The following is a 25,701-nucleotide window of genomic DNA, read 5'->3' as shown; positions in this document are numbered from 1 at the left end:
GTTATTTAACTTTTTCCCAAACTGAAAAGAATCCTCCGGTAAACCGGTATGGCAGTGCATCTGCAATTTTACAGTCGAGCCACTGAAGGCTGCGGATCTTTTTGGCAACGAAAGAGAAAGGGAATACATCCTCTATAAAGTTCGCTTTACCAAAACGTACTATTCTGAAATTATTCTCAGAGGATAATACTTCCAGGTCTGATTTTTTGAAGAACTGCACATGGTCCAGGTTATCTGCTGCAGATTGAACAGTGGTGCCGGTATAGCCCAGTGCGGTTTTTACCTTCACCACTGCTTTCCATATCCAATCGTTATTCTCACGCATTTTCAATACAGGCCGGGTTACAAATAATTCACGCGGGCCGCTGCCGTTAGGCACGGTTACGATCAGTAATCCGTCTGGTTTCAGTGATTGATATAATACTTTCAGTAAGGAGGACGGGTCCTGGAGATGTTCCAGTACCTCACTGCAGATGATTGCATCGAAGGTATCACCCTGTGCCACCAGCTGTTCAGCGCTGATCACTTCAAACTGTACATTCGGCATTGTATTCAGTGTGCGGGCGCGGTCGATGGTTTGCGCACTTACATCGATACCCAGCACATTAAATCCGAGTTTACCAAGATGGCGGCTGATAACCCCATTGCCACAACCCACATCCAGTATTTTAGCATGGGATTGTGTTTTGCCGCTGATAGCGTCACTGATAAAATCCAGTCGCTTCCGGTCCGCGATCCGGTCATACTCGTATGTTAAAGAAGGTGTAGTTGTCATGATTTAATTTTTATGGTCCAGCACGCCCTGGTACAATGTTTCCACCTGACGGGTCATGCCCTGCACACAATAATGGAGGTTCACTGTTTCTGCGGCGGCCTGCTGTAAAGAATACCTTAGCGGCTCATCCATATGCAGGCGTATGATCGCAGCAGCCAGTTCTTCCGGGTCCCTGGCTGGTACTAACAGGCCGTTCTGCCCGTCGGTCACTATTTCTTTAGAGCCATCTACCGCTGTAACAATAACGGCCTTACGCATTGCCATTGCTTCCAGCAGACCTATCGGCAAACCTTCCCATAAGGAAGGCAGGCAATAAATATCAATAGCCTGTAACAGTTCCGGTACATCCGGGCGGAAGGGGCAGAATACGATGTTATCACTGATGCCCAGCATCTTTGCGGTATCTGTCATTTCCTGCTGCATATCCCCCTCTCCTACTACCAGCAGCGTAATGTCTTTCTGCTGTTCCAGCACTGCCTTAAAGGCATATACCATCGTAATAGGATCTTTCTGTACGGTAATCCTGGCGATATATCCTACAACAGTATGATGTGCAGGAATGTTCAGTTCTTTTCTTACGTCGGTCAGTGTTGCATCCGGATTGAAACGTTCCAGATCTATTCCGTTATTAATAACCGTTGATCTGAAACCCGGAAAATGCTTCACGCCGGTATCCCTGTTGGAGGCTGATACGGAAATATTAGCCCGGGTACCTTTGGTCAGCAGCATTTCTGACCATACTCTCAACTGCTTTTGCAGGTATGGCTGGTCATCATGAAATGACCAGCCATGTATGGTATAGAGCAAAGGACGACCACTTAATTTTGCAGGGAGAAAAAGGTTGCTTGCTGCACGTGAACCGTGTGCATGTACAATATCTATTTCTTCTTCCTGTATCAGTGATTTTACCTGCATCCAGCACGATACATCAAAAGGTTTGAGAGAAGGTATTACATAATGGCGTATGCCCATTTCTTCTAAGCGCGTGATCATGGGACCATCTGTAAAAGATAGTACCACCGGTTCAAAAAGATGCTTGTCCAGCGCATTTACAAGACTGAGTACATGGGATTCCCCACCCCCCACCATACCCTGGCGGATAGCCTGTAATACCTTTATTTTTTTATTACTCCGCATTATGCAGGAATTGTTTCTGGTTGTGGTTTCTTTTCCCAGCCCTGAGGCAGTTTTTCGTAGATCTCGATGTTCCCGAATTCCTTGCTCTTACGTGCGCCCACTTTAGCGGCCCATGCGGCCATGCGTTTGATACCATCCAGCAAATTCACACCACTTCCTTCACCGAATACACGATGTGCTTTTGTGTGATCGGAATAAGCATGCATTACTTCATTACGGGCCTGCAGATGTTTAACATCCGGTGTAACACCGAAGCAATCACCTACCACTTTCACCAGTTCATTTACGGTGTAAGGTTTATCAGCGCCAATGTTAAACACCTGGTTGTAAGCAGCCGGAATATTTACACTGTTAGTGATGGGGATTGCTACATCATCGATATAACTGAAAGCCCTGGTTTGTTCACCATCGCCAAATATGGTGAGCGGTTGTTGCTGCATGATCTGGTTCATGAAGATGCCTATCACGTTACGGTATTTATCACCAATGTTCTGGTTTTCGCCGTATACGTTATGCGGACGGAACACTACGTAGTTCAGTCCGAACATTTCATGTGCCGCTTTCAGGTCCAGTTCTACAGCGTATTTGGATACACCGTACGGATCTTCCGGCATTGGCGTCATTTCTTCACGCATGGGTAACTGACCTGCGCCATATACCGCGATAGAAGAAGTGAATACAAAACATTTTACTTTATGTTTTATAGACTCGTTGATCAGATTGATACTGCCGATCAGGTTATTATTATAATTGAACCGGCGGATAAAATGTGATAGCCCCTCAGCAGCATAAGCAGCCAGGTGATATACATAATCAAAACGGTACTCTTCAAACAGACTTGTAACCAGGTTCTCATCAGAAACAGAACCCTGTACGAATACCGCGCCTGCGGGGATATGGTCTTCAAATCCGCCGCTCAGATCGTCCAGCACAATAACTTCATGCCCCAGTGCAAGACAATGTTTTACAACATGTGAGCCAATAAATCCGGCTCCGCCGGTAACGAGTGATGTTATCTTTGTCATAGTGTATAATTTAAACCGGTGAATAACTTGAATTGATTAGATTCCAGGAAGTCCCCTTTATAAATGATTTTAAATGTTCGAACTGTCCTTTCATAGCATATGTAAGAACAGCTTTGGGGAATGTAAGAAAACCGAAAAAGAACAGGAAAGCGGTCAGTTGCAGTTTGTTCGTATTCCTGCGCATATACAGGATACGGTTGCGCGTGTGATAATATGCTTTCACCGGACTTTCTTTCCCCATAGTAATAGACTCCTTATGGAAAATCAGTCCGTCTGCATTATAATAGATCTTGTATCCTGCACGTAAAATGCGTGCGGACCAGTCAGATTCTTCGTAGTAGATAAAGAACTTATCTGCAAACCGGCCTACTTTTTCGATCACTTCGCGTTTTACCATCATAGCGGCGCCGTGTGCACACCAGGTAGTTCCGGAAACATTGTGTTGTCCTTTATCCTCTTCCTTACTTCCTACTGCCCAGGTACGTCCGGTAAGCAGGTTCATTTTGTGAAAGCCAGCATACTGGATCACATTGGGATGAGAATAAAACCGGATTTTAGGACACACTACACCAATGGTAGCGTCCTCAAAAAACGGACTTAACAAATGTTCTATCAGGTCCGGCGTAACTTCAGTATCATTGTTTACAATGAAGATGTAGTCCCCTTTTGCCTGTTCGATACCCAGGTTATTACCACCTGTAAATCCGAGATTCACAGGACTAAGTATCAGCCTGACATTTGGATAATTACCAGCTTCGATCTGCTGAGTGGGGTCTGCTTTGGAGCCATTATCAACAACAATTGTTTCAAAATTGCTATAGGTCAGCTTCTTTGTAGACTCCAGGAACTCGCACGTAACAGTTGTCTGGTTATAGTTCAGTGCAATAATAGACACCAACGGTGTTTGGTTCTTGAAACTCATATCGTATTCGGTGATGATTAAACTTTATACATTATTTTTCTGCCGCATGGCACCTGGTGTATTCGCCAGTATCCACATATCATACAGCACGGAATGCTTTTCAGCATAATTTATATCAAGACTGATCCTCTCTTCAACACTCATGTCCTTGTTGCCACGTTTCTTGATCTGCCATAGTCCGGTGATGCCTGCAGGAGCTATGAAGCGACCCGCAAAATCATCTGTAGTAAGCGTAGCTGCCTCGTATAATGGCAGCGGGCGATTGCCTACCAGCGACATATCTCCTATAATTACGTTGAGCAACTGAGGAATTTCATCCAGACTGGTATTCCTTAAAAAGGCCCCCAGACCGGTTACTCTCGGATCGTTCGTTACTTTAAAGAAAACGGGGCCAGCGCCATTCGTATCATACTGATTATTGGACTCCATCATCGCGGCAACCTGTTTGTCGGCATCAGGGACCATCGTACGGAACTTATAAAACTTAAAGATCCGGTAACGGCTGCCTGCGCGATATGATATATAAAAAACAGGACCTTTCGATTCTATCTTTATCATCACGGCAATCAAAAGAAATAAAGGGCTCAGTAATATGAGGGCCGTTCCTGCAATGGTGATATCCAGCACACGTTTGAAAGAATAATTGATATAGTGGCCAGGACTGAAGATGCGGTCTTCTTTAGTTGCTTTGCGTGCCATTTCACGAATGCTCCTGGCAATATTGAACTTGTCCTCAAAAGCTTCATGAGAAACATCCGGGGTAATAATATCATCAATGCCACCAACTTTACGCAAGCGCTGTTTTATTTCGTGTGTAATCGTATCTGTATAAACGAACAGGGGTACAGATTGGAGCAAAGGATTTGAGCGAAGGAACTTCTTAAACTTACTAAGGCCGGATAAACGATGATCTATAGTATAGATAATGAAAGACGGAACAACTCCATTAAATAACTGTTCTTTCAATACATTGAGAGATAACTGAACATCCGGTACTATAAAAACATATTCTTCTGATACATCTGCCAACCTGTCGAAATAGCGGTTGTTGCCGATACATAGCTTATACCGCTTAACAATGCTGGAAGACAACGAAATGACCTTTGTTTCAGGTTTCCTCCTGGCCTCTGGTAAATTTAAGGGTAGATTTGATATCATATGTGTTCGGTTTACTTAATTGACGTTAGTCACAATGGTTATTCTATTCTCTCCTGGGGTGTAAAAATCAACCTGCGATGCTCACAGGCTGTCTCGCCATCAGGTATTGATCCACAATCTCAATCAGCCTTACGGGGTCAAAAGGCTTATTCATTACCCGTGCTACATTTGGATATATCGGTGTACTATTATTTAAGTCCATCCCTGTTAATACTATAATAGGAATATCGCTGTACAATGCATTCCCTGATAAGTTCTTTGCCAGTTGCCATCCATCAATGTTCGGCATTTGTATATCTGTGATGATCATGTCGGGCATATTCCCGTTAGATAACCACATAGTCGCCACCAGTCCGTCTGTCGCCGCAAAAACTTTATATTTATGACCAAGCATTGCTTCAAGTAAGATCCTCATTGGGGCACTATCATCCACCACTAAAATTGTCTTCTTCTTCATTTAACTCCTTTTTAAGAAAATAATAAATCCATGAACTCTCCATTCGTAACAATATGTTACAAAGTGGGTAAATGGTTCTTTCTTGATCTTCCAGGAGGATAAGGTAAAGTAATTATCACCGTGCTAACACCGTAGTCAGAATTGCGGAAACACGCAAATACTGCAACGATAGTTCTTTCAGGATAAATTGGTTTTGCTGAATTTCAGAGGAGATGGTAAGATTATGTTGGGCTTATTCAAAACTCAGGTAAAAATATTTATTATTCCTGAATAGTACAAGAAAATTATCAGAAAGATTTTTCTCTTGTTGTAACCCTAAATACTTGATGGCTTTTATTTGAAATCCTGCGTAAAAGTATAATAATAGTTATTTTATAATATCAGCAATCTGGTAAATGGTCAAGATTTCTTCGTAAACGGTATGAATTGCTCAGTGAACGATATTAAAAAGTCGTTTTATGGGCACTTTTCTACCTAAACAATAATAATTCTTATTTAAGTTTGTTCTTATTAACGTCCCCCAACATCTTATGCTACTGTTGAAAATTATATTTTTTATAAGTTTAAGTATTCTGTTTTACAACTACTTCGGGTATGGTTTGCTGTTAGCACTACTGGTGCGTTGCAAGCGCATACTGAAGCAGGAAAAGCAGGAGGACACTGCTTTTGAGCCCTCTGTCACGCTCATTGTCGCAGCTTATAATGAATACGGTTTCATAGACCAGAAGATTCAGAACACATTGGCGCTGGATTACCCTGAACAAAAACTGGATATCATTTTTGTAACAGATGGTTCCACGGACGGTACAGAAAAAGTTGTCCAAAACTATCCGCGCATTACATTATTACATGAACATGAACGCAAAGGAAAAACAGCAGCGATCAACAGGGCCATGAGAGTAGTAAGGACTCCTTTCGTTATATTCTGTGATGCAAATACTTTATTGAATACCGCCGCCATAAAAAATATTGTCAAACATTACCGGGACGAAAAAACCGGCGGTGTTGCCGGAGAAAAGAAGGTATTAACCGCTGATGGAGATAATGCCGCAGCTACAGAGGGCGTTTACTGGAAATATGAATCTTTACTGAAAAAACTGGATGCGGCCTTTTATACCGTAGTGGGGGCCGCCGGAGAATTATTCTCTGTACGAACCAGCCTGTTCACCCCTGTTGACACCTCTGTTATACTGGACGACTTCATTATATCATTAAAAATTAACCAGCAGGGATACCGCATCGCCTATGCGCCCGATGCGTACGCCATGGAAAGGCCATCTGCCTCTATTACAGAAGAACACAAACGCAAAGTAAGGATCAGCGCCGGTGGGTTTCAATCGATCGTTATGCTGAAAAGTTTATTGAACGTTTTTCGCTATCCGTTGTTATCATTCCAGTACATATCACACCGGGTGCTTCGCTGGACACTGAGCCCGCTCAGTCTCTCCCTCCTGCTGATATCTGCCGCTATACTGACTTTCAACGGTGCAGGCTGGTTTTATAGCCTCCTCTTCTTTGCCCAGGCAGGATTCTACCTGTTAGCATCAGGCGGATGGTTCCTGGCCGCTAAAAATATAAGATTCAAGCCTTGCTATATACCTTTCTATTTTACTTTCATGAATGTAGCGATATATGAAGGGTTCTTTAGATATCTTAGGAAACAACAGTCCTCCGTGTGGGAAAAAGCACAGCGGAAAACAACTTATATTAATATATGATCAAATAGTTACCCATGTCATCTTCTGCCAACATAACCCGTATTTCCAGTATGGATGCACTAAGAGCCCTGGCCATGTTCCTCGGGGTACTGCTGCATGCTGTAATGGCTTATACGGTAAAGCCGTTTGAAGGGATGTACCAGGACCCGCTCTACCGTAGCAGCAATTACGACCTGATCTTTTTTTCGATCCATACCTTCAGGATGCAACTGTTCTACCTGATAGCGGGCTTTTTCTTCCGCCTGCTATATTACCGTATAGGCGTTTCTGCTTTTATAAAACACCGTACACAGCGCATACTGGTCCCTTTTATAGTGGGTCTGTTCCTTATTCTGCCGCTTACTTACCTGCCGGATGTATTTTATACCGTTACAGGCCACGCAACGCACTTTACAACGAATGACTTTCTCACTATCATACATGACATTTTTATCTGGAGAGGCCCGCTGCATCTCTGGTTCCTTTATTACCTGTTGCTGTTTTACGTGATAGGGATCTTTATCATAAAGTGGCGTACCGCACTGGTAAAGGACCTGGAAATCCATATCAAACCAGCGCTGATACTGCCATTGCTACTTATTCTCTCCTTCCTGACACTAGTGCTGTTCGACTCACCGTATATACAATATACACCCGGACTTAAACCTCGTATATCTTATATATTATACTACGGTCTGTTTGTATATGCCGGTTGGTTATTGCACCGTAATATGAAAGTGTATTTTCTACCATTAAAAAAATACGGACTGCTATTTATGATAGCGGGCATATTTTGTGCATTAGTTGTATACTATTTCGCTTACTTCCCCATTACGGGAAATGCAATAATTACAGCAGACTGGCAGATTAAATTGTTAATGACGTTAACAACGGTAACATTGGTATTAGGTTTTTTAGGCGTCTTTTTACGCTACATAAATGCAGAATCCCCTGTTATGCGATATCTCTCAGATGCCTCTTATTGGGTGTACCTTATACACGTTTCCATCGTAAATGCAGTGCAGATATGGGTGGGGAACACAACACTGTGGGGGCCGTTGAAACCTTTGCTCTGCTTCATTATCCCGGTGCTCGTCGCACTCGCCACTTACCAGTTGTTCGTGCGGTATACATTCATCGGATATTATTTACACGGCAGCAGGAAAGCCGTTGATAACAGTAAAAAAATAATCGCAGGCAGTATGAAGTAATAATTACAAACGATTTGTTAATGCATTAAAAAACATTTGCTTAATTTAATTTTTTTAATACCTTAGCAGCGAATTTTAACCTCACTACCACATCCTCTTTTAAAACCACACCTAATTTTTTTAACCGAATTCCTTAGAGAAGCCGCTCAGTATCGAGTTGGCAAAGTCGTATTTCATCGTGCCGTAGAGCGCCAGACATACTGGGTAAGTCATTAAATCAGTCCTTAACTGTAATGCTTATCTATATGAGTAAAATTTACACTTTTTGTCTATTACTAATCTTGGGATTTGGCAGCCCCTCAGTCGCCCAGGTTTTTAACTCTGGTGATCCTGTCATAACATACAATCCCAATAATCCACCTGCTACGCCTGCATGGGGCACTATCAGCAAGTGGGTCCGCACACTTCGTACTGCGGTGAATTTCTCGAATAAAGATTCTTACAAATGTTATTACCTCAATGGTATGCCTTTCAGGCTGAAATATCCCAAAACATATCAGCAGGGCGTTAATGACGGTAAGACTTATCCCATCCTTATCTTCTTCCATGGCCGCGGCGAAAGCGGCGGTATCTACGATAACGAGTATTCTCTTTATCATGGTGGCAGCAGCTTCTGCGCCAATGTTGATAATGGTAAATTTGATGGGTTTATTCTCGTACCACAAAGTACTACGGGCTTCTTCGGAGCGCCGCATTATGCGTTTGTTAAGCAGATACTTGATACACTTATCCAGAATAACAAACTGGACGAGAACAGGATCTTTGTAAACGGACTTTCCGGTGGTGGAACCGCTACCTGGGAGTTCATGTTCGCATATCCCAAAACTGTTGCAGGATACCTTCCTATCAGCGGATGTTCCATCGCGTACCAGGATCAGGTTGACGTATTTAAATACATCCCGATGTGGATCTTCCAGGGCGGACTGGATAACAATCCTCACCCGAATACCACAGCGGCCGTAATGAGTGCGGCACTGGCAGCAGGCGCCAATGTAAAGGAAACAATATATCCTAACGGAGGACATGGTATCTGGGATAATGCATGGGCTGAACCGGATTTCTACCTGTACATGACCAGACAACATAAAGCAAACCCATGGCCCAAGTTCGGTCATGCCGAATTTTGTCCCGGTGAAACAGTGAACGCAACACTTGGACTGACTGCCGGTTTCGACGGATACGAATGGCGCAAGGATGGTGTAACTATTCCCGGTGCCAATTCAAATGAATTAGTGGTAACCGAATTCGGCACTTACGATGCAAGGATCAAAAGAGGCACAACATGGTCCCCATGGTCTCCTACCCCCGTGGTAGTAAAAATAAAGGCAGCTACTCAAACGCCACCTATCACTGTTTCCGGACTAATGAGTAACGTTATTCCGGCGACTGATGGTAAAACATATGTTACACTCACACTGCCATCAGGATATACTTCCTATCTCTGGCAGAAAGTAGGTGATACCACTACAATTGGTACCGGACAAACACTGAATGCCAGTACTCCAGGACAATACCAGGCGAAAGTAACAGAACAATTCGGCTGTTCCAGTGCGTTTTCTGCGCCTTTTACAGTAATACCTGCCAACGGTACCAACGCTCCTTCACCTGCTGTTGGACTGACTGCGACCGCCATTTCCAAGGTAGCGGTTACGCTCGACTGGACAGACAATCCAAATGCAACTTATAATGAAACCGGTTATGAGATCTACCGTTCAGTAACCGCTGGCGGACCTTACACACTGGTTAATGTTACTGCCGCAAATGCAGTAACATATACAGATGCCGGACTAAACGCTAACACAAAATATTTCTATGTTATACGTGCAGTGAACAATACGGGCGCTGCTGCGTTAAGTAATGAAGCAAATACACAAACGCAGGTGGACGCATCGGCACCAACAGCACCAACCAACCTTACGGTAACTGGTACTCAGGCTACTGCAGTATCCCTGGATTGGGGACCTTCTACTGATGATGTAGGCGTATACAAATACGATATCTACGTCAACGGTCTTAAATCATATACTGTTGACAACGATGTTACCGACTTTACCGTTTACGGTCTGAAGAATGATACCATCTACACCTTTGTGGTAAAAGCAAGGGATGCAGCGGGCAATTCTTCAGCACGCAGTAACCAGGTAAGTTCAGGTGCATATATTAATGGACTGGCATACAGGTATTATACCGGTAACTGGACTACATTACCGGACTTTAATGCATTGACACCGGATGTTACAGGTTATTCTGCTACACCTGATATCAGCGTACGTACTCAGGATGATTACTTCGGTTTCGTATGGGAAGGATATATCCGTATCCCCGTTTCCGGGAATTATACCTTTGTCACCAATTCAGATGCTGGCAGCAAACTGTGGATTGATACCAAGTACAATGCAGCAGCTACCCCATTGGTAAATAATGATGGTATACATAGTGCGCGGGACAGGGAAGGAACCAAGTATCTCACTGCTGGTATGCACCAGATAGCAATAGCATTCTTCGAAGTTACAGGTTCACAGGCTATGACCGTTTCATGGAAGAATACCGCCAATGGTATTGTCAGCAAAACACAGATCATTGCCGATTACTATAAAGAAATAGCACCTGCATCACCAGCCGTGCCTAAAACGCCTGGTAATCTCCAGGTAACGGCGCTGTCTTATAATAAGATAGGACTCACCTGGGCAGACAGCAGCAATAATGAAACAGGTTTTGAAATATACCGTGCCACCAGTTCTACTGGTCCGTTCGTTTCCATTGCAACAGTACCGGCAAATCAAACTGCTTATACCGATAGCAACCTGGTTGCGCAAACGACTTACTATTACCGCCTGAAAGCGATCAATAAGTATGGCGATTCCGGTTTGAACATCAGCGAAAGCGGTGGATTCCAATATGGAATATACCCAGGTAACTGGACCTCTCTCCCCAGCTTCAGTACCCTCACTCCTCTTAAAACAGGCTGGGTGAGTAATGTAACGCTGGATGTAAGAGACCGTGAAACCAACTACGCGCTTAAATTCTCCGGATACATTAATATCCCTGCAACAGGAACTTATACCTTCTACACCGCTTCTGATGATGGAAGTGCGTTATATATAGGTGGGTTTGCTCAAAGCAACCTTGTAGTAAACAATAACTACTCCCAGAGTACAACTGAACGCTCCGGTACCAAGGCGCTTACCAAAGGCAGGTATCCGATCTATATAACCTACTTCCAGGGTACAGGCAGCTATTCACTGTCAGCCAGTTATGCAGGCCCGGGTATGACCAAACGCCTGATGGCTGACAGCACTTTCGGAAACCCGAAAATGCTTGCAACCACACTGCCAATGCCTCCGGTGCCTAACCGTCCCGGACCGGTAACACTTACACCTCTCAGTTCTTCAAAGATCCTGCTGGTGTGGAATGATAATTCTACAGACGAAACACAGTTTGAAATCTTCAGATCTGTAAATGACAGCAGTAACTATAAACTGTACGCAACGATAGGAGCAAACGCAACTGCACAGGCCAGCTTCACAGACTCCAGCCTGTTCGCGAACGTTACCTATTTTTATAAGGTACGGGCAAAGAACGCAGGTGGTTATTCAATATTCGGTTTGGGTAATGTTGCCACTACACTGAACAATCCTCCGGTCCTTACTCAACTGGTAAACCGTTCCGTAAGATATGGTACATCACTGTCTCTGAACCTGACCGCTACGGATGTTGATGCTGAAACGCTCACATTAACGGCGACCAATCTGCCTGCCTTTGCTACATTCGCAAATACAGGTGCCGGTACAGCTACACTGACATTCAATCCGGCCGTTTCCGACCAGGGTACTTATCCGAATATCACTGTTACAGCAACCGATCAGCACAGCGGTGTTGCCTCTACATCTTTCACTTTATCAGTAAATGATAACTATTCTCCGGTAATCGCCAATGTTGCCAATGTATCACTGAACGAAAACACGACCTCTTCCGTAAGCCTTACAGCTACAGACGGTAATGCGGAAACAGTGACCTGGACCACAACCGGCCTGCCTGCCTTTGCTACCTTTGTTCCTTCTGGTAACACTGGTGTAATAAATCTGGCTCCCGGTTATACAGATGCGGGTGTCTATAATGTAACATTACAGGCAAATGACGGCCGCGATGGTATCGATACCAAAACCTTCACCATCACCGTGCTGGACGTTGATCCAAGCCGCAGTATCTATGTGAACTTCTCTGATGGTTCATATCCTCCTCCTGCTCCATGGAACAGCACCAATAAACAGCCTGTTCAGAACGACCTGTTCCCGAACCTGCTGGACCAGAACAGCGTGGCTACTACTGTCGGTATCAAGATCGTGAGCAACTGGTCTGCTATCGGTAACGGTTCCAACTACTATGGCGCTTCTACCGGTAATAACACCGGTGTATATCCGGACAATGTGATGAAAACTGCTTACTGGAGCAACACTACCAAACAGACATTCAAACTGTATGGCCTGAACAGCACCAGCAAGTATAGCTTCACCTTCTTCGGCTCCCGTGGAGATGTTACAGACAACCGTCTGACCAACTACACCATTGGTACTACTACCGTATCATTACAGTCCGCATCTAACAAAACGAACACAGTATCTATTAATAACGTTTCACCAGACGCTAACAACGAAATAAGCATCGATCTGCAGAATGGTACAGGCTCCGTATATGCTTACCTCAATGCGATGGTAGTGAAAGTGGGTTATGACGACGGTAACGCTCCAGCCCGTCCAACCAACCTGGCCGTACAAAGCGCTACTTCCGGTGTAACGCTTAGCTGGAAAGATGTAGCATTTAACGAAACAGGTTACGAAATATACCGCGCAGGTGTTAATGCCGGCCCTTATACTTTACTGACCCCTGTGGCGCCAACAAATGCGGTGTCTTATGCAGATACTTCTGCAAAGGCAAACCAACAATACTTCTACGCTATCAGGGCGATCAACTCTCATGGAGCATCTGCTTACTCCGATACCGTAACGATTACTACCGGTAATAACAATCCTAAACTGGATAGCATTGCAGGAGTAACAATGAAGAATAACGATACAGTAACGATCAGCCTGCATGCTACTGATGATGCCGGTGATATCCTGACCTTAAAATCAACCAATCTGCCTTCATTTGCTAAACTGACAGATAACGGTGATGGTACAGGTACTATCAAAATCATTCCTTCAGCGGGTAACATAGGCAGATATAACATCAATGTTACTGCTAATGATAACAATGGTGGTAGTACTACCAGAACGTTCACCCTGTATGTAAGGGATAAGAACCTGACCTCTGTGTATGTACACTTCAACATGACATTACCTGCTGATGCACCATGGAATAACTTTAACTCTTATCCGGGCGCAGGTGCTTCCATCTCTAATCTGCAGAATGAGATCGGTGTAGCTACACCATTTAAGATCCAGTTACTGGATGCCTTTACCGGTACCAACACAAGCGGTGCAACTACCGGTAATAACAGTGGTGTATATCCTGACAACGCGATCGCTGGAAATTACTATACCAGTGAATCTACTGCCAGGAGAATAAGCATCACAGGGTTACCAACTACTTACCGGTATAACCTGGTATTCTTTAACAGCCGTACAGGTAATGATAATAAGAATACAGACTTTACCGTTGGCAGCAATACCGTAACACTGAATGCTGCAAATAACAACACCAATACCGTACAGATAAATGGTATTGCTGCAGACAGCACCGGTGCGATCAACTTCACGGTTAAACAATCTGTTGGTGCCGCTTACGGATATATCAACGATGTTGTTATCCAGTATTACACAGACAATGGTACGCCGCTTAGTCCTAGTACAGCAACTGCCGTTGCTTCATCCAAGACCAGCATTCAGCTGAAATGGATGGACAACTCAAACAATGAAACGGGCTTTGAAGTATGGCGTTCTACAGACAACAGCAACTTCACGCTGCGGGCAACAGTTGCCAATAACGTGAACTCATTTGCTGATGCAGGACTTGGCGCAGATTCACGCTACTACTACAAAGTACGTGCGCTGAAAGACACTGCTAAATCAGACTTTACCAATGTAGCCACTGCCGCAACCTTTATCAGTGCAGTGTACATCAACTGTAACGTTTTCGATCCTGCAGCTATACCCTGGAATAACACCAACTCCATACCTGCGCAGGGACTTGAATTCCCAGACCTGAAAGATGACAACTGGAATAATACAGGGCTGACTATGGTGATTGACAAAGCCTTCACCGGCGATAATCCATTCGGTATGAACACCGGTAATAACTCCGGTATTTATCCTGATAACGTTATGCGCAGCACTTACTGGGTAGATATAAATGAAGAAGGACGCTTACGCATCAAAGGTCTGAACCTGGCAAAACGATACAACTTTGTATTCTTCGCCAGCAGGGACGGAAGCGGTGACAGGACCAGCAACTATACTATTAACACAACTACAGTATCATTGAATGCAGGCTATAATACAATGAATACCACGCAGATCAATGAGGTAGTTCCTGATGCGAATGGTGAAGTGCTGATTACTGTAACATCCGGCGGAGCCTCTATCTACGGATATATCGGCGCCCTGGTAATACAGGCTTACACACCGGAAGCAAGCCAGCTCGATCAGTCACTGCTGATGGCTAAAAAAGCAAATCCGTTGCTGACAAATGGCCTGTTACAGAATGCTGCAAGTAATGTAACCATTACGAGAGTATTCCCGAATCCGTTCGACAGCCAGGTTACACTTGATCTTAACAACAGCGGAAAAACCAGCGGAAACATAACCGTTTCCATACTGGATATGAACGGCAGAATTATCTACACAAGGATAGTACCTGGTGTATCAGGATCTCAGAGAATAACGCTGGATCTTGGCTCTTCACAAATCCCAAGCGGACCTTGTCTGCTGAAAGTAATGGAAGGAGATAATTTGCTGAAAACTGTTAAACTGATTAAAAACTGGTAACCATTCTTAGTTGATCAATTTTCAATTTTTACCGAAAAGGTCCGGTGCAAACCGGATTTTTTCGGATTTTTCAGATTAGATTATTTTACACTTTAAAGTAACCATCAATATGGACTTGATTTATTTGTTTAAATCATTGATGAGAAGAAAATGGTTTATTATTATTAGTACATTAATGGCTGTACTCGCGGCATTTTTGTTAACCCTTGAGCAGGAGAAATTATACAAATCCGTTGCGCAAATTGCTACCGGATTTACTATCAGTGATCAGGTAAAACTAAAAGATGAAAGTTTCAATATCTATGAAATAGATGTGAAATTCAATAACGTGATCGAAGCGCTGAAATCTCCACGTGTTTTAGGGATGACCTCTTATAACCTGATGCTGCATGATCTGGAAAATCCGGACAAAGCGTTCCGTACGCTAAGTGTCGAAGAGAAAAAGTATGACGCTTACCGTCAGCTCGACAGAGCAAAGGCTATCGCCATCCTCACTAAAAAGTACAACGATGAGCAACTGCTTAGTTCTTACGTTCCGGAAGAAAGAAAGATCCTGGAGTTGCTGAAGATTTACAGGTATGACCTGGAAACACTGCGTTACGTATTATACGCAGGCCGTGTGCAGCGTACCGACTTTATCGATATTCAATACCGCTCTGTCAATCCCGAACTGTCTGCCTATATCGTAAACCAGGTATGTACAGAATACCTGCGTAACTATGAGTCAAGCAGAAACCAGTTAACCGTTCAGAACATTGAAACGCTGAAGAAACTGGTAGATCAGAAAAGAGATGAACTGGATGCCAAGATTGCCAATATCAAAGCAATGGGTACACTCGATGTATCCGTAGAAAGCTCCAGCAAACTGGAACAGATCAGTAATTTCGAAAACAGGCTGGCAGATGAAAAAAGCATCAACAACAGCGCACAGCTTACGCTACAGCAAATCATTATCAGGCTGGCGGATATGAGCAAGACCAACAGTCAGACCTCTTCCACCACTTCTGCCATGAATACAGAGCTAACCTCTCTGCGTACGCAGATGAATGAAGCCTATTCCGATTACGTAAACAAAGGCGGTAATGATGCAGCGCTGTATGCCAAGTATCAGACACTGAAGAACGATTATAAAACGAAGCTCACTGCAATGGCTTCTGCGGCGCCTTCTACCACTACCGGTAATACACTGGCAGATTTACAGCAGAAGAAGAGCGACCTGGAACTACAGATTAAAAGCAGTGCACAGAATATTGATGCCTACGAACAGAAGATCCGGCAGTTGAACAGCAGCATGGGGGCTGCCGCTTCCCGTGGCGCCAATAACCTCGCCTTACAGAAAGAAGTGGAACTGGCCCAACAGGAATATGAAAGCATTAAATCCCGTTACGATGCCGCTGTAAATAACAAGATCGCACCAATGGACAACTTCCACCAGATCCTGTTTGGTCAGCCTGCCGTAGAACCGGAACCATCGAAACGACTCATCATCATCGCACTGGCAGGTATGTCCATGCTGGTTTTCTGTTGTATCGCCATCATCTTCCTGGAGTATGTGGACCTCTCTATCAAAACACCTACTCAGTTCCTGAAAGTACTGGAACTGAAACTGCTGGGTGTAGTGAACCGCATCAACTTTAAACATGCTCCCCTGGAAAAGATCTTCACAGATCCAAATCTGAAAAAACATAATACTGCGGTATTCCGGGAACTGCTCAGGAAACTGCGCTTTGAAATGGAAGACAGTGGCAAAAAGATTTTCCTTTTCACCAGTACTAAACCACGTGAAGGGAAATCTACTATCATCAAAGCCCTGGCTTACAGTTTAAGCCTCAGCAAAAAGAGCGTACTGATTATCGATACACAGTTTCCAAATAATTCACTGACCCGTGATTTTGGTGCGCAGCCTGTACTTGAATCATTCAGTTCATCCGTAGATGATTTCAATGTGGACGCAGTAAAGCAACTGGTAACTGAATCGCCATTACCTGGCGTATTCGTAATAGGATGTGAGGGAGGAGAATACACGCCTTCGGAAATACTGAAACCGGGCAACCTGCTGGAATATCTGAAAACGATCGCCCATCAGTATGATTATATCCTGATGGAAGGCGCTGCGCTGAACGACCGTTCAGATAGTAAAGAACTGATGAAATACGCGGAAATTGTTATCGCTGTTATTTCTGCCAGGTCCAGTGTGAAACAAACGGATAAGGAAGCAATTATTTTCCTGCAAAGCCTTCAGGAGAAATTAGGTGGTGCTATCCTCAATTTTGTTGAACCCGAAAACATCGATATATAATGAGCGCCGCGCTTCCTAATATGAAAGGTAACCGCCTGGCCTGGATAGATTATGCAAGGGGTATTGCCATTATACTGGTACTATACCGTCATATCTTTGAAGGTATATCCCGCTCTGGTGTAGAAGCGGCTCAGTATAGCTGGCTGGAACATGCCAACATTATCTTTTACAGTTTCAGGATGCCGCTGTTCTTCATTTTGTCTGGTGTGTTTATCGCAAAAAGCCTGGCCAAAAGAGGAGTGAAAAGCTTAATCATCAATAAGGTCAATATCCTTTTATACCCATACCTGCTGTGGTCTGTTATACAGATCACACTGCAAATGCTGCTGGGGAAATATGTAAATGCCAACCGCAGCTGGATAGATTATGGATATGTGATCTTATTCCCAAGGATGATTGATCAGTTCTGGTACCTGTATGCTCTGTTCAACGTAACAGTGATCTATATACTCACAAGGGAAAAACTGCACTTCAAAGTATGGCATCAGTTGATCATCGGCAGTATACTGTACGTATTCTCCGATTATGTTTCCGTTAAGCGTATAGACCTGGGCTTCATTTACGACATCTGTCACTTTTACCTCTTCTTCGCTATCGGAGAGCTGGTAGCAGACAAAATCCTGGACAGCAGCAAATACCCGCTATATAGTTCCTGGAAATTATTCGCCTGTCTCCTGCCCTTCTTTGCAATCGGACAATATTACTTCCTGTACAGCAATCTGGCCATGAAGGATAACCTGTTTGTTGAACAACACCAGCCTTTACTGTTCGCCATAATTGCCCTGGTGGGATGTGCATTCATGATCAATATCTCATTTCTCCTGCAACGTTACGACAGCTTTAAACTGTTACGTGTAGCAGGTTTTCATTCATTGTATATCTATGTATCGCATGTGCTGGTAGCATCTGCGGTACGCATGGTGCTTGTGAAAGTGTTTGGCCTTACCTGGTTACCGGCATTACTGCTGATCTGCCTGTGTTTCGCCATAGTCATCCCTATACTGCTATACAAATTTGCAATGCGCATCGGCGCATGGTGGTTGTATAGCCTGGAAAGACCTGTGCAATTAAAAACAGTACGAACCAATTAAAATGAGTAACCCAAAATACACTTACTGGCTGAAATCCGGCATATACAGCGGGTTACAGAAAATCGCAGTGCTACTGTTCGGTATAGGTAGTGTGCTGGTATTGACCCGCTCACTGACCAAATCCGATATGGGTGTCTGGAATCTGTTCCTTGTATACACGGGTATCATCGAAATTGTCAGACAATCACTGATCAAAAATGCAGTGATCAAATATATCAATGGCCACCAGGCAGAAGAACATCCGCACATACAATCTGCGGCCCTCTACCTCAATATCAGTATTACCGTGCTGATAGGGTTACTGATCGCCGTATTCATGCATCCGGTAAGTATCCTGCTGAAAGCGCCTTCACTGTCAATGGTGATGTACCTCTTCCTGCCAGGTTTACTGTTACTCATTCCCTTTTCTCACTTCGAATGGACACAGAATGCCAATGCAGACTTCAGAGGTATCTTCTGGAGCTACCTGAGCAGACAGGGGATCTCTTTCCTGCTCATCGTATTCCATCTCCTGTTTATAGGTAACATTTCTCTCATTTACCTGATCTGTTATTTCGATACAGGGCTTTTATGCGGTACACTGGTCTCTGCTTTCTTTGCCAGAAAATTCCTCTATCGTAGTATGAAACTCAACAAAGCATGGTTAGCAAAACTATGGCACTTTGGGAAGTTCGTATTCGGTACAAATATCAGCGCTTCCATTTTCCGTAATACCGATCAGTTCATCATCTCATCTTACCTGTCTACTTCCGCAGTAGCCCTGTACGGTGTTTGTCTGCGTATCTCCAACCTGGTAGATGTGCCTTCACAGGTACTGGGAGATATCCTCTTCCCCAAAACAGCGAAGATGATGGAAGACGGCAACCTGGAGATGGTGAAATATTACTACGAAAAAGCAGTAGGCTCCATTCTGGGTATTGCCATACCTGCCAGCCTGGTGATCATGCTATTGCCCAAACTGATCATAACGATCATCGCCGGTCATAAATACCTGGATGCCGTACCTATCCTGCAGGTAACTATTTTCTATGGGCTGTTCCTTCCTTTCATCAAACAGTTCGGAACGATCATGGATTCTATCGGTGCACCTAAAACGAACTTCCTTGTCAATACAATAGTGGCTGCCTGCAACATCTTCATCTGCATGTATTTTACCCGTCAGTTGGGATTAATGGGGGCAGCTTATGGTACGATGACTTCCTACGGTATCTGTTTTATCATCACGCAGGTAATCCTTTACCGTAAGTTGAATATAAACCTGCTGAACGTATTCAAATACTGCCTGCAGTTCTATCCTGAAATGTTATCTGTTGTCCGGCAACGTTACTTCTTAAAATGGAAAACACGATGATCAGGAACAGAGATATCATAGTAGCAGGCTTGCAATCCTGGGATATAAAGATCGGCAGCAACTGTAAGAACATGGCGCTGGAATTGTCGCGTCACAACCGCGTGCTGTATGTGAACCGGGCACTCGACAGGATCTCCGCGCTACGCACACCTCAGGATGAAATGGTGCAGACCCGTCTGAACAGCCTGCATGGTAAAGCCAATGACATCAACCCGGTGAATGATACTTTGTGGACACTGGACCCCAGGACCGTTCTCGAGTCCATCAACTGGATCCCTTTCCCAGGTATATTCGACCGCTTTAATTATATCAACAATAAACGCCTGGCTAAAGAAATCAACCAGGCCGCAAAAAGACTGGGATTTAAAGACATCCTTCTTTTCATTGATAATGACTTTTTCCGTGCGGTGTATTTTCCGGAGTTACTGGAGGGTGTACAGGAAACGATCTATTATATCAGGGACAAACTTACCGGTCAGCCCTATTTCAAAAAACATGGGCCCCGGCTGGAAGCCGAACTGATGAAGAAGGCGACCATCGTAACAGCTAACTCTGCTTACCTGGCGCAATACGCACAGGAGCATAATGAACGGTCTTTCGATATCGGACAGGGCTGTGATTTCGATTGGCTGAAAGCACCCGTGCCGGGAACACCTGAAGATATAAAGGCTGTACAAAGGCCCATTATAGGCTATGTAGGCGCTTTACTGGCAACCCGGCTGGATATTACCCTGCTGGAGGATATTGCAGCGCAAATGCCCTCCTGGAACCTTGTTCTGGTAGGACCGGAAGACGAGTCCTTCCGTAAAAGCAAATTGCACCAGCTGGCTAATGTCCATTTCACAGGTAACCGCCCACCGGAACAACTGCCGGCCTATATCAACAGTTTTGACGTATGTATTAATCCGCAGGTGATCAATGACATGACCATCGGGAATTACCCACGCAAAATAGATGAGTACCTGGCGCTGGGTAAACCTGTTGTGGCAACAGATACCGCCGCCATGCGGATGTTTGCGCCTTACGTATACCTCTGCGCTGACCGCGGAGAATATACCGGCAGGATCACCGCTGCATTGCAGGAGGATCCGCAAAGCGGCATCAGGGAAGAACGGATAACATTTGCCTTATCCCATACCTGGGAAAATTGTATAGCTGAAATGGGAAAACATTTGCAAAACACATTATTATGACAGACAACAGATTCTCGGACGACCGGATACTGGAAATCATCGTGCTGACATTCATCGCACTCACCATGATTTTCCTCTTTCTGAAAGTAGTGTTTTACTGAAACAAGATGATATTATGAGCATAGCTTACTTACATAAAACAAAGTGGTTCAAGGGGGCCAAATTACTGGACTCCCCCCTGGCATATGCTATCATGTTACTGATGGCAGTGGCTATCAGTTATGTAATAGGATTTGGCGATTACCGCTTCGGATTCATCATCATTGCAGGACTGATAGGAATGGCGGTGACACTGATAGCCCTGTTCAATACGCGACTGGGATTTATTATCACAATGGTGTTCTCCTTCTTTATGTTCTACTTCAAGCGCTTCACCAATGATGACGTACCAACGGGTGTAGTGGTGGATGTGCTTCTTGCGGTAACATTTATAGGCTCTTATTACAAGAAGACCATCCATAAACAACGTTTATGGCAGTACTTCAACAGTCCTATCACCTACGTCTATATTATTAATTTCGGCTTCCTGATGATAGAACTGTTCAATCCATCTATGTATTCAGTAGCAGGCTGGGTCTTCACTATGAGGAAATTCCTGAATTTTGTCATGATCTATTTCGTAGGGCTGCATGTCTTTAACACGAAGAAAGATATACAGGACTTTATGAAACTATGGTTATTCCTCGCCATCCTCGCCGGAATATACGGATGCTTCCAGCAATGGTTCGGATTACTGGGTTTTGAAAACGACTGGGTGATGAGTGATCCCATCAGATACCAGCTCTATTACCAGGGTGGTGAGATCCGTAAGTTTTCCTTTCTCTCCGATCCCAGCGCTTATGGGATCCTGATGGCCATCAGCATCGTGTATGGAATAATTGCTGCGCTGAATGAAGAAAGACCCAAACGTCGCTGGCTGCTTATCATTGGCATTATATTCATGGTACTCGGCATGGCATATTCCGGTACCCGTACCGCTTACTTCATCATTCCTGCCGGACTTTGTATATATGGATTAATGACCATCACCAACCGTAAAACACTGCTCTTCATGACAGGTTTTATATTGTTCTTCGTGGCATTGATCTTCGGCCCTTTTTACAGTAACAGTACCGTCAACCGTATACGTACATCCTTCCAGTTAACCGATGATGAATCGATGACCGTGCGCGACAATAACCGCGAAATGATCCGGCCTTATATGCATAGTCATCCGTTAGGCGGTGGTGTAGCTACCAGTGGCGTATTAGGATTACTGTACAATCCGGGGCATCCCCTGGCAGGTTTCCCTCCGGATAGTGGTTATCTGCGTGCAGCGCTGGAAACAGGCCCTATTGGCCTCGCATATACGTTGTTCATGTTCTTTACGATGCTGCAGGTAGGCGTACGCAATTATTATTCCAGCAGGTCCAAAGAAATACGAACGATCTATGTGGGCATTGTAGCCAGCCTGTTTGCCTATATGATCGCACAATATGCACAGGTGGCAATAGGTCAGATGCCAGGCGCCTTTTTCTTTTATGGCACAATGGCCGTCATCGTAAAACTTAAAAATTTCGAACAAACCTCATAAACAAAGTCTGCTAAAAGATTAAAAAACAACAACATGAAAAAGAACGTGATTTTCTCATCTCTGCTGATTATTGCTGCCTTAGGACTGAAGGCACAAACAGTTAAACCGGTCAAAGATGCTACACAAGAGGATATCCAGAACAAACTGGTACAACTCGCATACAGTAATCCTTCCATAAAAATAAGAGATTACGAAAAAGACAAAACCGTATCAGAACTGCACAAGTCAGGTGCTAACTGGCTCAACTATGTAACAGTAAGCGCCAACCTCAATGAAGTAACGCTGAAAACATACAAAAGCACCAACACTACCGACATCCGTAACCAGATCTATTATCCGCTGTGGAACGTGGGTATCAATGTACCCTTAGGTTCCCTGACAGGTAAAGCCAATGATGTCAAAATTGCCCGCAAAAATGTGGACATTGCTACGGCAGAACAGGAAGTAGCAAAACGCCAGGTGAAAGCAATGGTACTCTCCAAATACCATGATTACCTGATGACCAAAGAAATGCTGACTTTACAGAACGAGGTCACTGAAGATGATTACACTGCTTTTCAGACGGCAGAAACCAAACTGGCAAGCGGTAGTATTTCTTACGAATCGTATACTACCACTTCCCAGCGTTATAACGACGACAGAAACAAGAAGCTGTCACTGGAAAGAGATTTAAGTAATGTCAAACTTGAAATAGAGGAGATTATTGGGGTAAGACTGGAGGATGTAATAGCCCAGTAATTTTAAAGACTAATTGATTATCATGTTGAAAACTATTCGTGCTTTTTTTATACTGCTTTTTATCTGGTGGCTGCATATCCCTTCGGCTGCATCTGCTCAACGACACATGGACAGCATTATGGTAAACGTTACATCATGGGGTAAAGTTCATGCTTTGCTTGCCCTGCCTGATGAATACACAAAAACAAAAAAAGAGTACCCTTTGATCATTTTCCTGCATGGGAAAAGTAAATCGGGTAACAACCTGCAAAAGTTACTATTGGAAGGTATCCCCTATTGGATTAACAATGGTGAGAAAATCCAGGCCGTAAACCCGGTAGATGGTAAATTATACAAGTTTATAGTAGTGGCTCCCCAGGCTCCGAACTGGGGATTAAAACCGGATGAGATCAAACGGATGCTGGACGATGTAGAGAAACGTTACCGTATAGATCGTTCCCGCATTTATCTGACAGGCTACAGTGCAGGTGGCTGGGCAAGTGTAATGGCGATCACTGATAACGCTGCCCTTTCCGCCCGTTTCGCTGCAGCAGTGCCGATGTCAGTTGCATCTATTGACGATAAAAATCTTACACAGTTCAAACTGGTCGCTGATGCCAATATTCCCTGCTGGTATCTGGCTGGTACAGAAGAACTGCATTTCCTGGAAAATTGTGAACGCTACAAAGACAGCACCAACACATACAAGCCTAACCTGGCTAAAGTGACAATATTGGAGGGCTTTGCACATCGCACCTGGAAAGAACAATATGATACAGCGTATAGGAAATATGGTATGAACATCTATGAATGGATGCTACAGTATAAAAAATAATATTAATTTTTACACTTCCCCGAATGAGAGTACATTTTAAAAACTTAGATGCCATAAGATTCCTCGCGGCCTTCCTCGTGGTGTTCCATCATATGCAGTATTTCAAAGTTGAAAACGGCGTATCTTCCTGGCATATATTGAGTCATATACTGGAAGACGCCGGTCGCATTGGTGTTAATCTTTTCTTTGTACTCAGCGGGTTCCTGATCAGTTATCTGCTGATGAAAGAGAACGCGCAAACGGGGAGTATTAATTTCAAGAATTTTTATATCAGGAGAATGTTGAGAATATGGCCGTTGTATTTTGCCTATGGTATTGTGCTGACGGCCCTCTCTCCTTTTATTATGCATAAACTGGGGATCGCGACACAGGGTGATAGTCATACCATCCTTACTAACCTGCTGTTTCTCTTACTATTTGCGGTAAATATCCAGCTGGCATTTTTCCCCTATAATAAAGGGATCCTTGAAATAACATGGTCTGTTTGTATAGAGGAACAATTTTACCTGATATGGCCATTGTTGCTGGTATTGTTCAGGAAAAGGCTAAAGCTGTTGTTCCTGGTAATGCTGAGTATAGGCTTCCTGTGCAAGACATTGTGCCTGGTACTTCCTTATCTCTTTCCCGGGAAATTTACAGTACTGCAACTGTTTGGAATTAATTATGTATTGCTGTTTGATAAACTGGAATTGTTCGGGATGGGAATGTTTGCTGCATACCTGTTGTTCAACAAGGAATCTTACAGCAAATTATTTGACGCTATCCTGAAGCCGGGTATACAATGGTGCATGCTGATCATTACCGTCCTGGTAATGTTATCTGTTATCAAAATACCCATTCTCAGTAAATACTATTATGATCATTTTATCCACGCAGCGCTTTTCGGCTACCTGATGCTGATGGCGGTGGCACCTAATAGTATACTTAACCTGGAATATCCTCTGCTCAAAGTATTGGGAAAGGTTTCCTACGGTATTTACCTTTTTCATTCCCCCGTTTGCCAGTTATTGCTGATGGTTTTCATGAAGGTATTTGGTCATACGCCGAATGTACCGGTATATGAAATATTGTATCCGCTTACGGGCCTGATCACTACCTGCGGCGTAGCATATCTGTCATACGAACTGTATGAAAAACACTTCCTGAAAATAAAAACCAGGTACTCTGCCATACAAACTTATGTTACAGAAAAAAGGCTGCCCCCTTTACCGGGGACAGCCTCCTGATTATTCCGAAAGTGATCCAGCCGGGTAACCCCGGCGGATCTTTCGGGT

Annotated in this window: 17 protein-coding genes; 11 read left to right on the top strand and 6 right to left on the bottom strand. The window is 44.0% G+C overall.

Annotated features, from left to right (window positions below):
* Position 1 precedes the first annotated feature (1 nt).
* From GO495_RS31285 to GO495_RS31260, 6 genes are all read right to left on the bottom strand, one after another.
* Entirely contained in the window at positions 2 to 775 is a 774-nt protein-coding gene (locus GO495_RS31285) for a class I SAM-dependent methyltransferase (protein WP_157303895.1), read from the bottom strand.
* Between the two features lie 3 nt (positions 776 to 778).
* Complete coding sequence (locus GO495_RS31280) at positions 779 to 1,912, bottom strand: glycosyltransferase family 4 protein (protein ID WP_157303894.1); 1,134 nt, start codon at positions 1,910 to 1,912, stop codon at positions 779 to 781.
* A complete protein-coding gene (locus GO495_RS31275; protein WP_157303893.1) occupies positions 1,912 to 2,937 on the bottom strand; it encodes an NAD-dependent epimerase/dehydratase family protein in 1,026 nt (341 codons plus the stop codon). The genes GO495_RS31280 and GO495_RS31275 overlap by 1 nt, the downstream gene beginning before the upstream one ends.
* A 10-nt stretch (positions 2,938 to 2,947) precedes the next feature.
* Positions 2,948 to 3,859, bottom strand: a complete 912-nt coding sequence (locus GO495_RS31270) for a glycosyltransferase family 2 protein (RefSeq protein WP_157303892.1) — start codon at positions 3,857 to 3,859, stop codon at positions 2,948 to 2,950.
* A gap of 24 nt (positions 3,860 to 3,883) precedes the next feature.
* Positions 3,884 to 5,017 carry a sugar transferase gene (locus GO495_RS32290; RefSeq protein ID WP_240915396.1) on the bottom strand — a complete coding sequence of 378 codons (1,134 nt, stop codon included), beginning with the start codon at positions 5,015 to 5,017 and terminating at the stop codon, positions 3,884 to 3,886.
* A gap of 67 nt (positions 5,018 to 5,084) precedes the next feature.
* On the bottom strand, positions 5,085 to 5,474 hold the full coding sequence (locus GO495_RS31260) for a response regulator (RefSeq protein WP_157303891.1): 390 nt from the start codon (positions 5,472 to 5,474) through the stop codon (positions 5,085 to 5,087).
* Positions 5,475 to 6,004: 530 nt separating this feature from the next.
* Here GO495_RS31260 and GO495_RS31255 point away from each other — a divergent pair.
* From GO495_RS31255 to GO495_RS31205, 11 genes are all read left to right on the top strand, one after another.
* Positions 6,005 to 7,192 carry a glycosyltransferase family 2 protein gene (locus GO495_RS31255; protein ID WP_157303890.1) on the top strand — a complete coding sequence of 396 codons (1,188 nt, stop codon included), beginning with the start codon at positions 6,005 to 6,007 and terminating at the stop codon, positions 7,190 to 7,192.
* 14 nt (positions 7,193 to 7,206) lie between these two features.
* A complete protein-coding gene (locus GO495_RS31250; RefSeq protein ID WP_157303889.1) occupies positions 7,207 to 8,382 on the top strand; it encodes an acyltransferase family protein in 1,176 nt (391 codons plus the stop codon).
* A gap of 245 nt (positions 8,383 to 8,627) precedes the next feature.
* Positions 8,628 to 15,368: a fibronectin type III domain-containing protein gene (locus GO495_RS31245; protein ID WP_170302751.1), complete on the top strand. Its 6,741-nt coding sequence runs from the start codon at positions 8,628 to 8,630 to the stop codon at positions 15,366 to 15,368.
* Between the two features lie 109 nt (positions 15,369 to 15,477).
* Positions 15,478 to 17,667, top strand: coding sequence for a GumC family protein (locus GO495_RS31240; protein WP_157303887.1), 2,190 nt, complete (start codon positions 15,478 to 15,480; stop codon positions 17,665 to 17,667).
* Positions 17,667 to 18,758 carry an acyltransferase family protein gene (locus GO495_RS31235; protein ID WP_157303886.1) on the top strand — a complete coding sequence of 364 codons (1,092 nt, stop codon included), beginning with the start codon at positions 17,667 to 17,669 and terminating at the stop codon, positions 18,756 to 18,758. Before GO495_RS31240 ends, GO495_RS31235 begins: the two co-directional genes overlap by 1 nt.
* 1 nt (position 18,759) lies before the next feature.
* Positions 18,760 to 20,109, top strand: coding sequence for a lipopolysaccharide biosynthesis protein (locus GO495_RS31230; RefSeq protein WP_157303885.1), 1,350 nt, complete (start codon positions 18,760 to 18,762; stop codon positions 20,107 to 20,109).
* A complete protein-coding gene (locus GO495_RS31225) occupies positions 20,106 to 21,302 on the top strand; it encodes a glycosyltransferase (protein ID WP_240915395.1) in 1,197 nt (398 codons plus the stop codon). Before GO495_RS31230 ends, GO495_RS31225 begins: the two co-directional genes overlap by 4 nt.
* A 115-nt stretch (positions 21,303 to 21,417) precedes the next feature.
* Positions 21,418 to 22,875: an O-antigen ligase family protein gene (locus GO495_RS31220; RefSeq protein ID WP_157303883.1), complete on the top strand. Its 1,458-nt coding sequence runs from the start codon at positions 21,418 to 21,420 to the stop codon at positions 22,873 to 22,875.
* Positions 22,876 to 22,908: 33 nt separating this feature from the next.
* The gene (locus tag GO495_RS31215) at positions 22,909 to 23,613 is read left to right on the top strand and encodes a TolC family protein (RefSeq protein ID WP_157303882.1); all 705 of its coding nucleotides are present in this window, start codon (positions 22,909 to 22,911) and stop codon (positions 23,611 to 23,613) included.
* Positions 23,614 to 23,635: 22 nt separating this feature from the next.
* Positions 23,636 to 24,427, top strand: coding sequence for a carboxylesterase family protein (locus GO495_RS31210; protein ID WP_157303881.1), 792 nt, complete (start codon positions 23,636 to 23,638; stop codon positions 24,425 to 24,427).
* A 23-nt stretch (positions 24,428 to 24,450) separates the two neighbouring features.
* Complete coding sequence (locus tag GO495_RS31205) at positions 24,451 to 25,653, top strand: acyltransferase family protein (protein WP_157303880.1); 1,203 nt, start codon at positions 24,451 to 24,453, stop codon at positions 25,651 to 25,653.
* The last annotated feature ends 48 nt before the right edge of the window (positions 25,654 to 25,701 follow it).

It is taken from the genome of Chitinophaga oryziterrae (genome assembly GCF_009758125.1).
GTDB classification, from domain to species: Bacteria; Bacteroidota; Bacteroidia; order Chitinophagales; family Chitinophagaceae; genus Chitinophaga; species Chitinophaga oryziterrae.
This window is presented reverse-complemented; position numbering and strand designations above follow the sequence as displayed.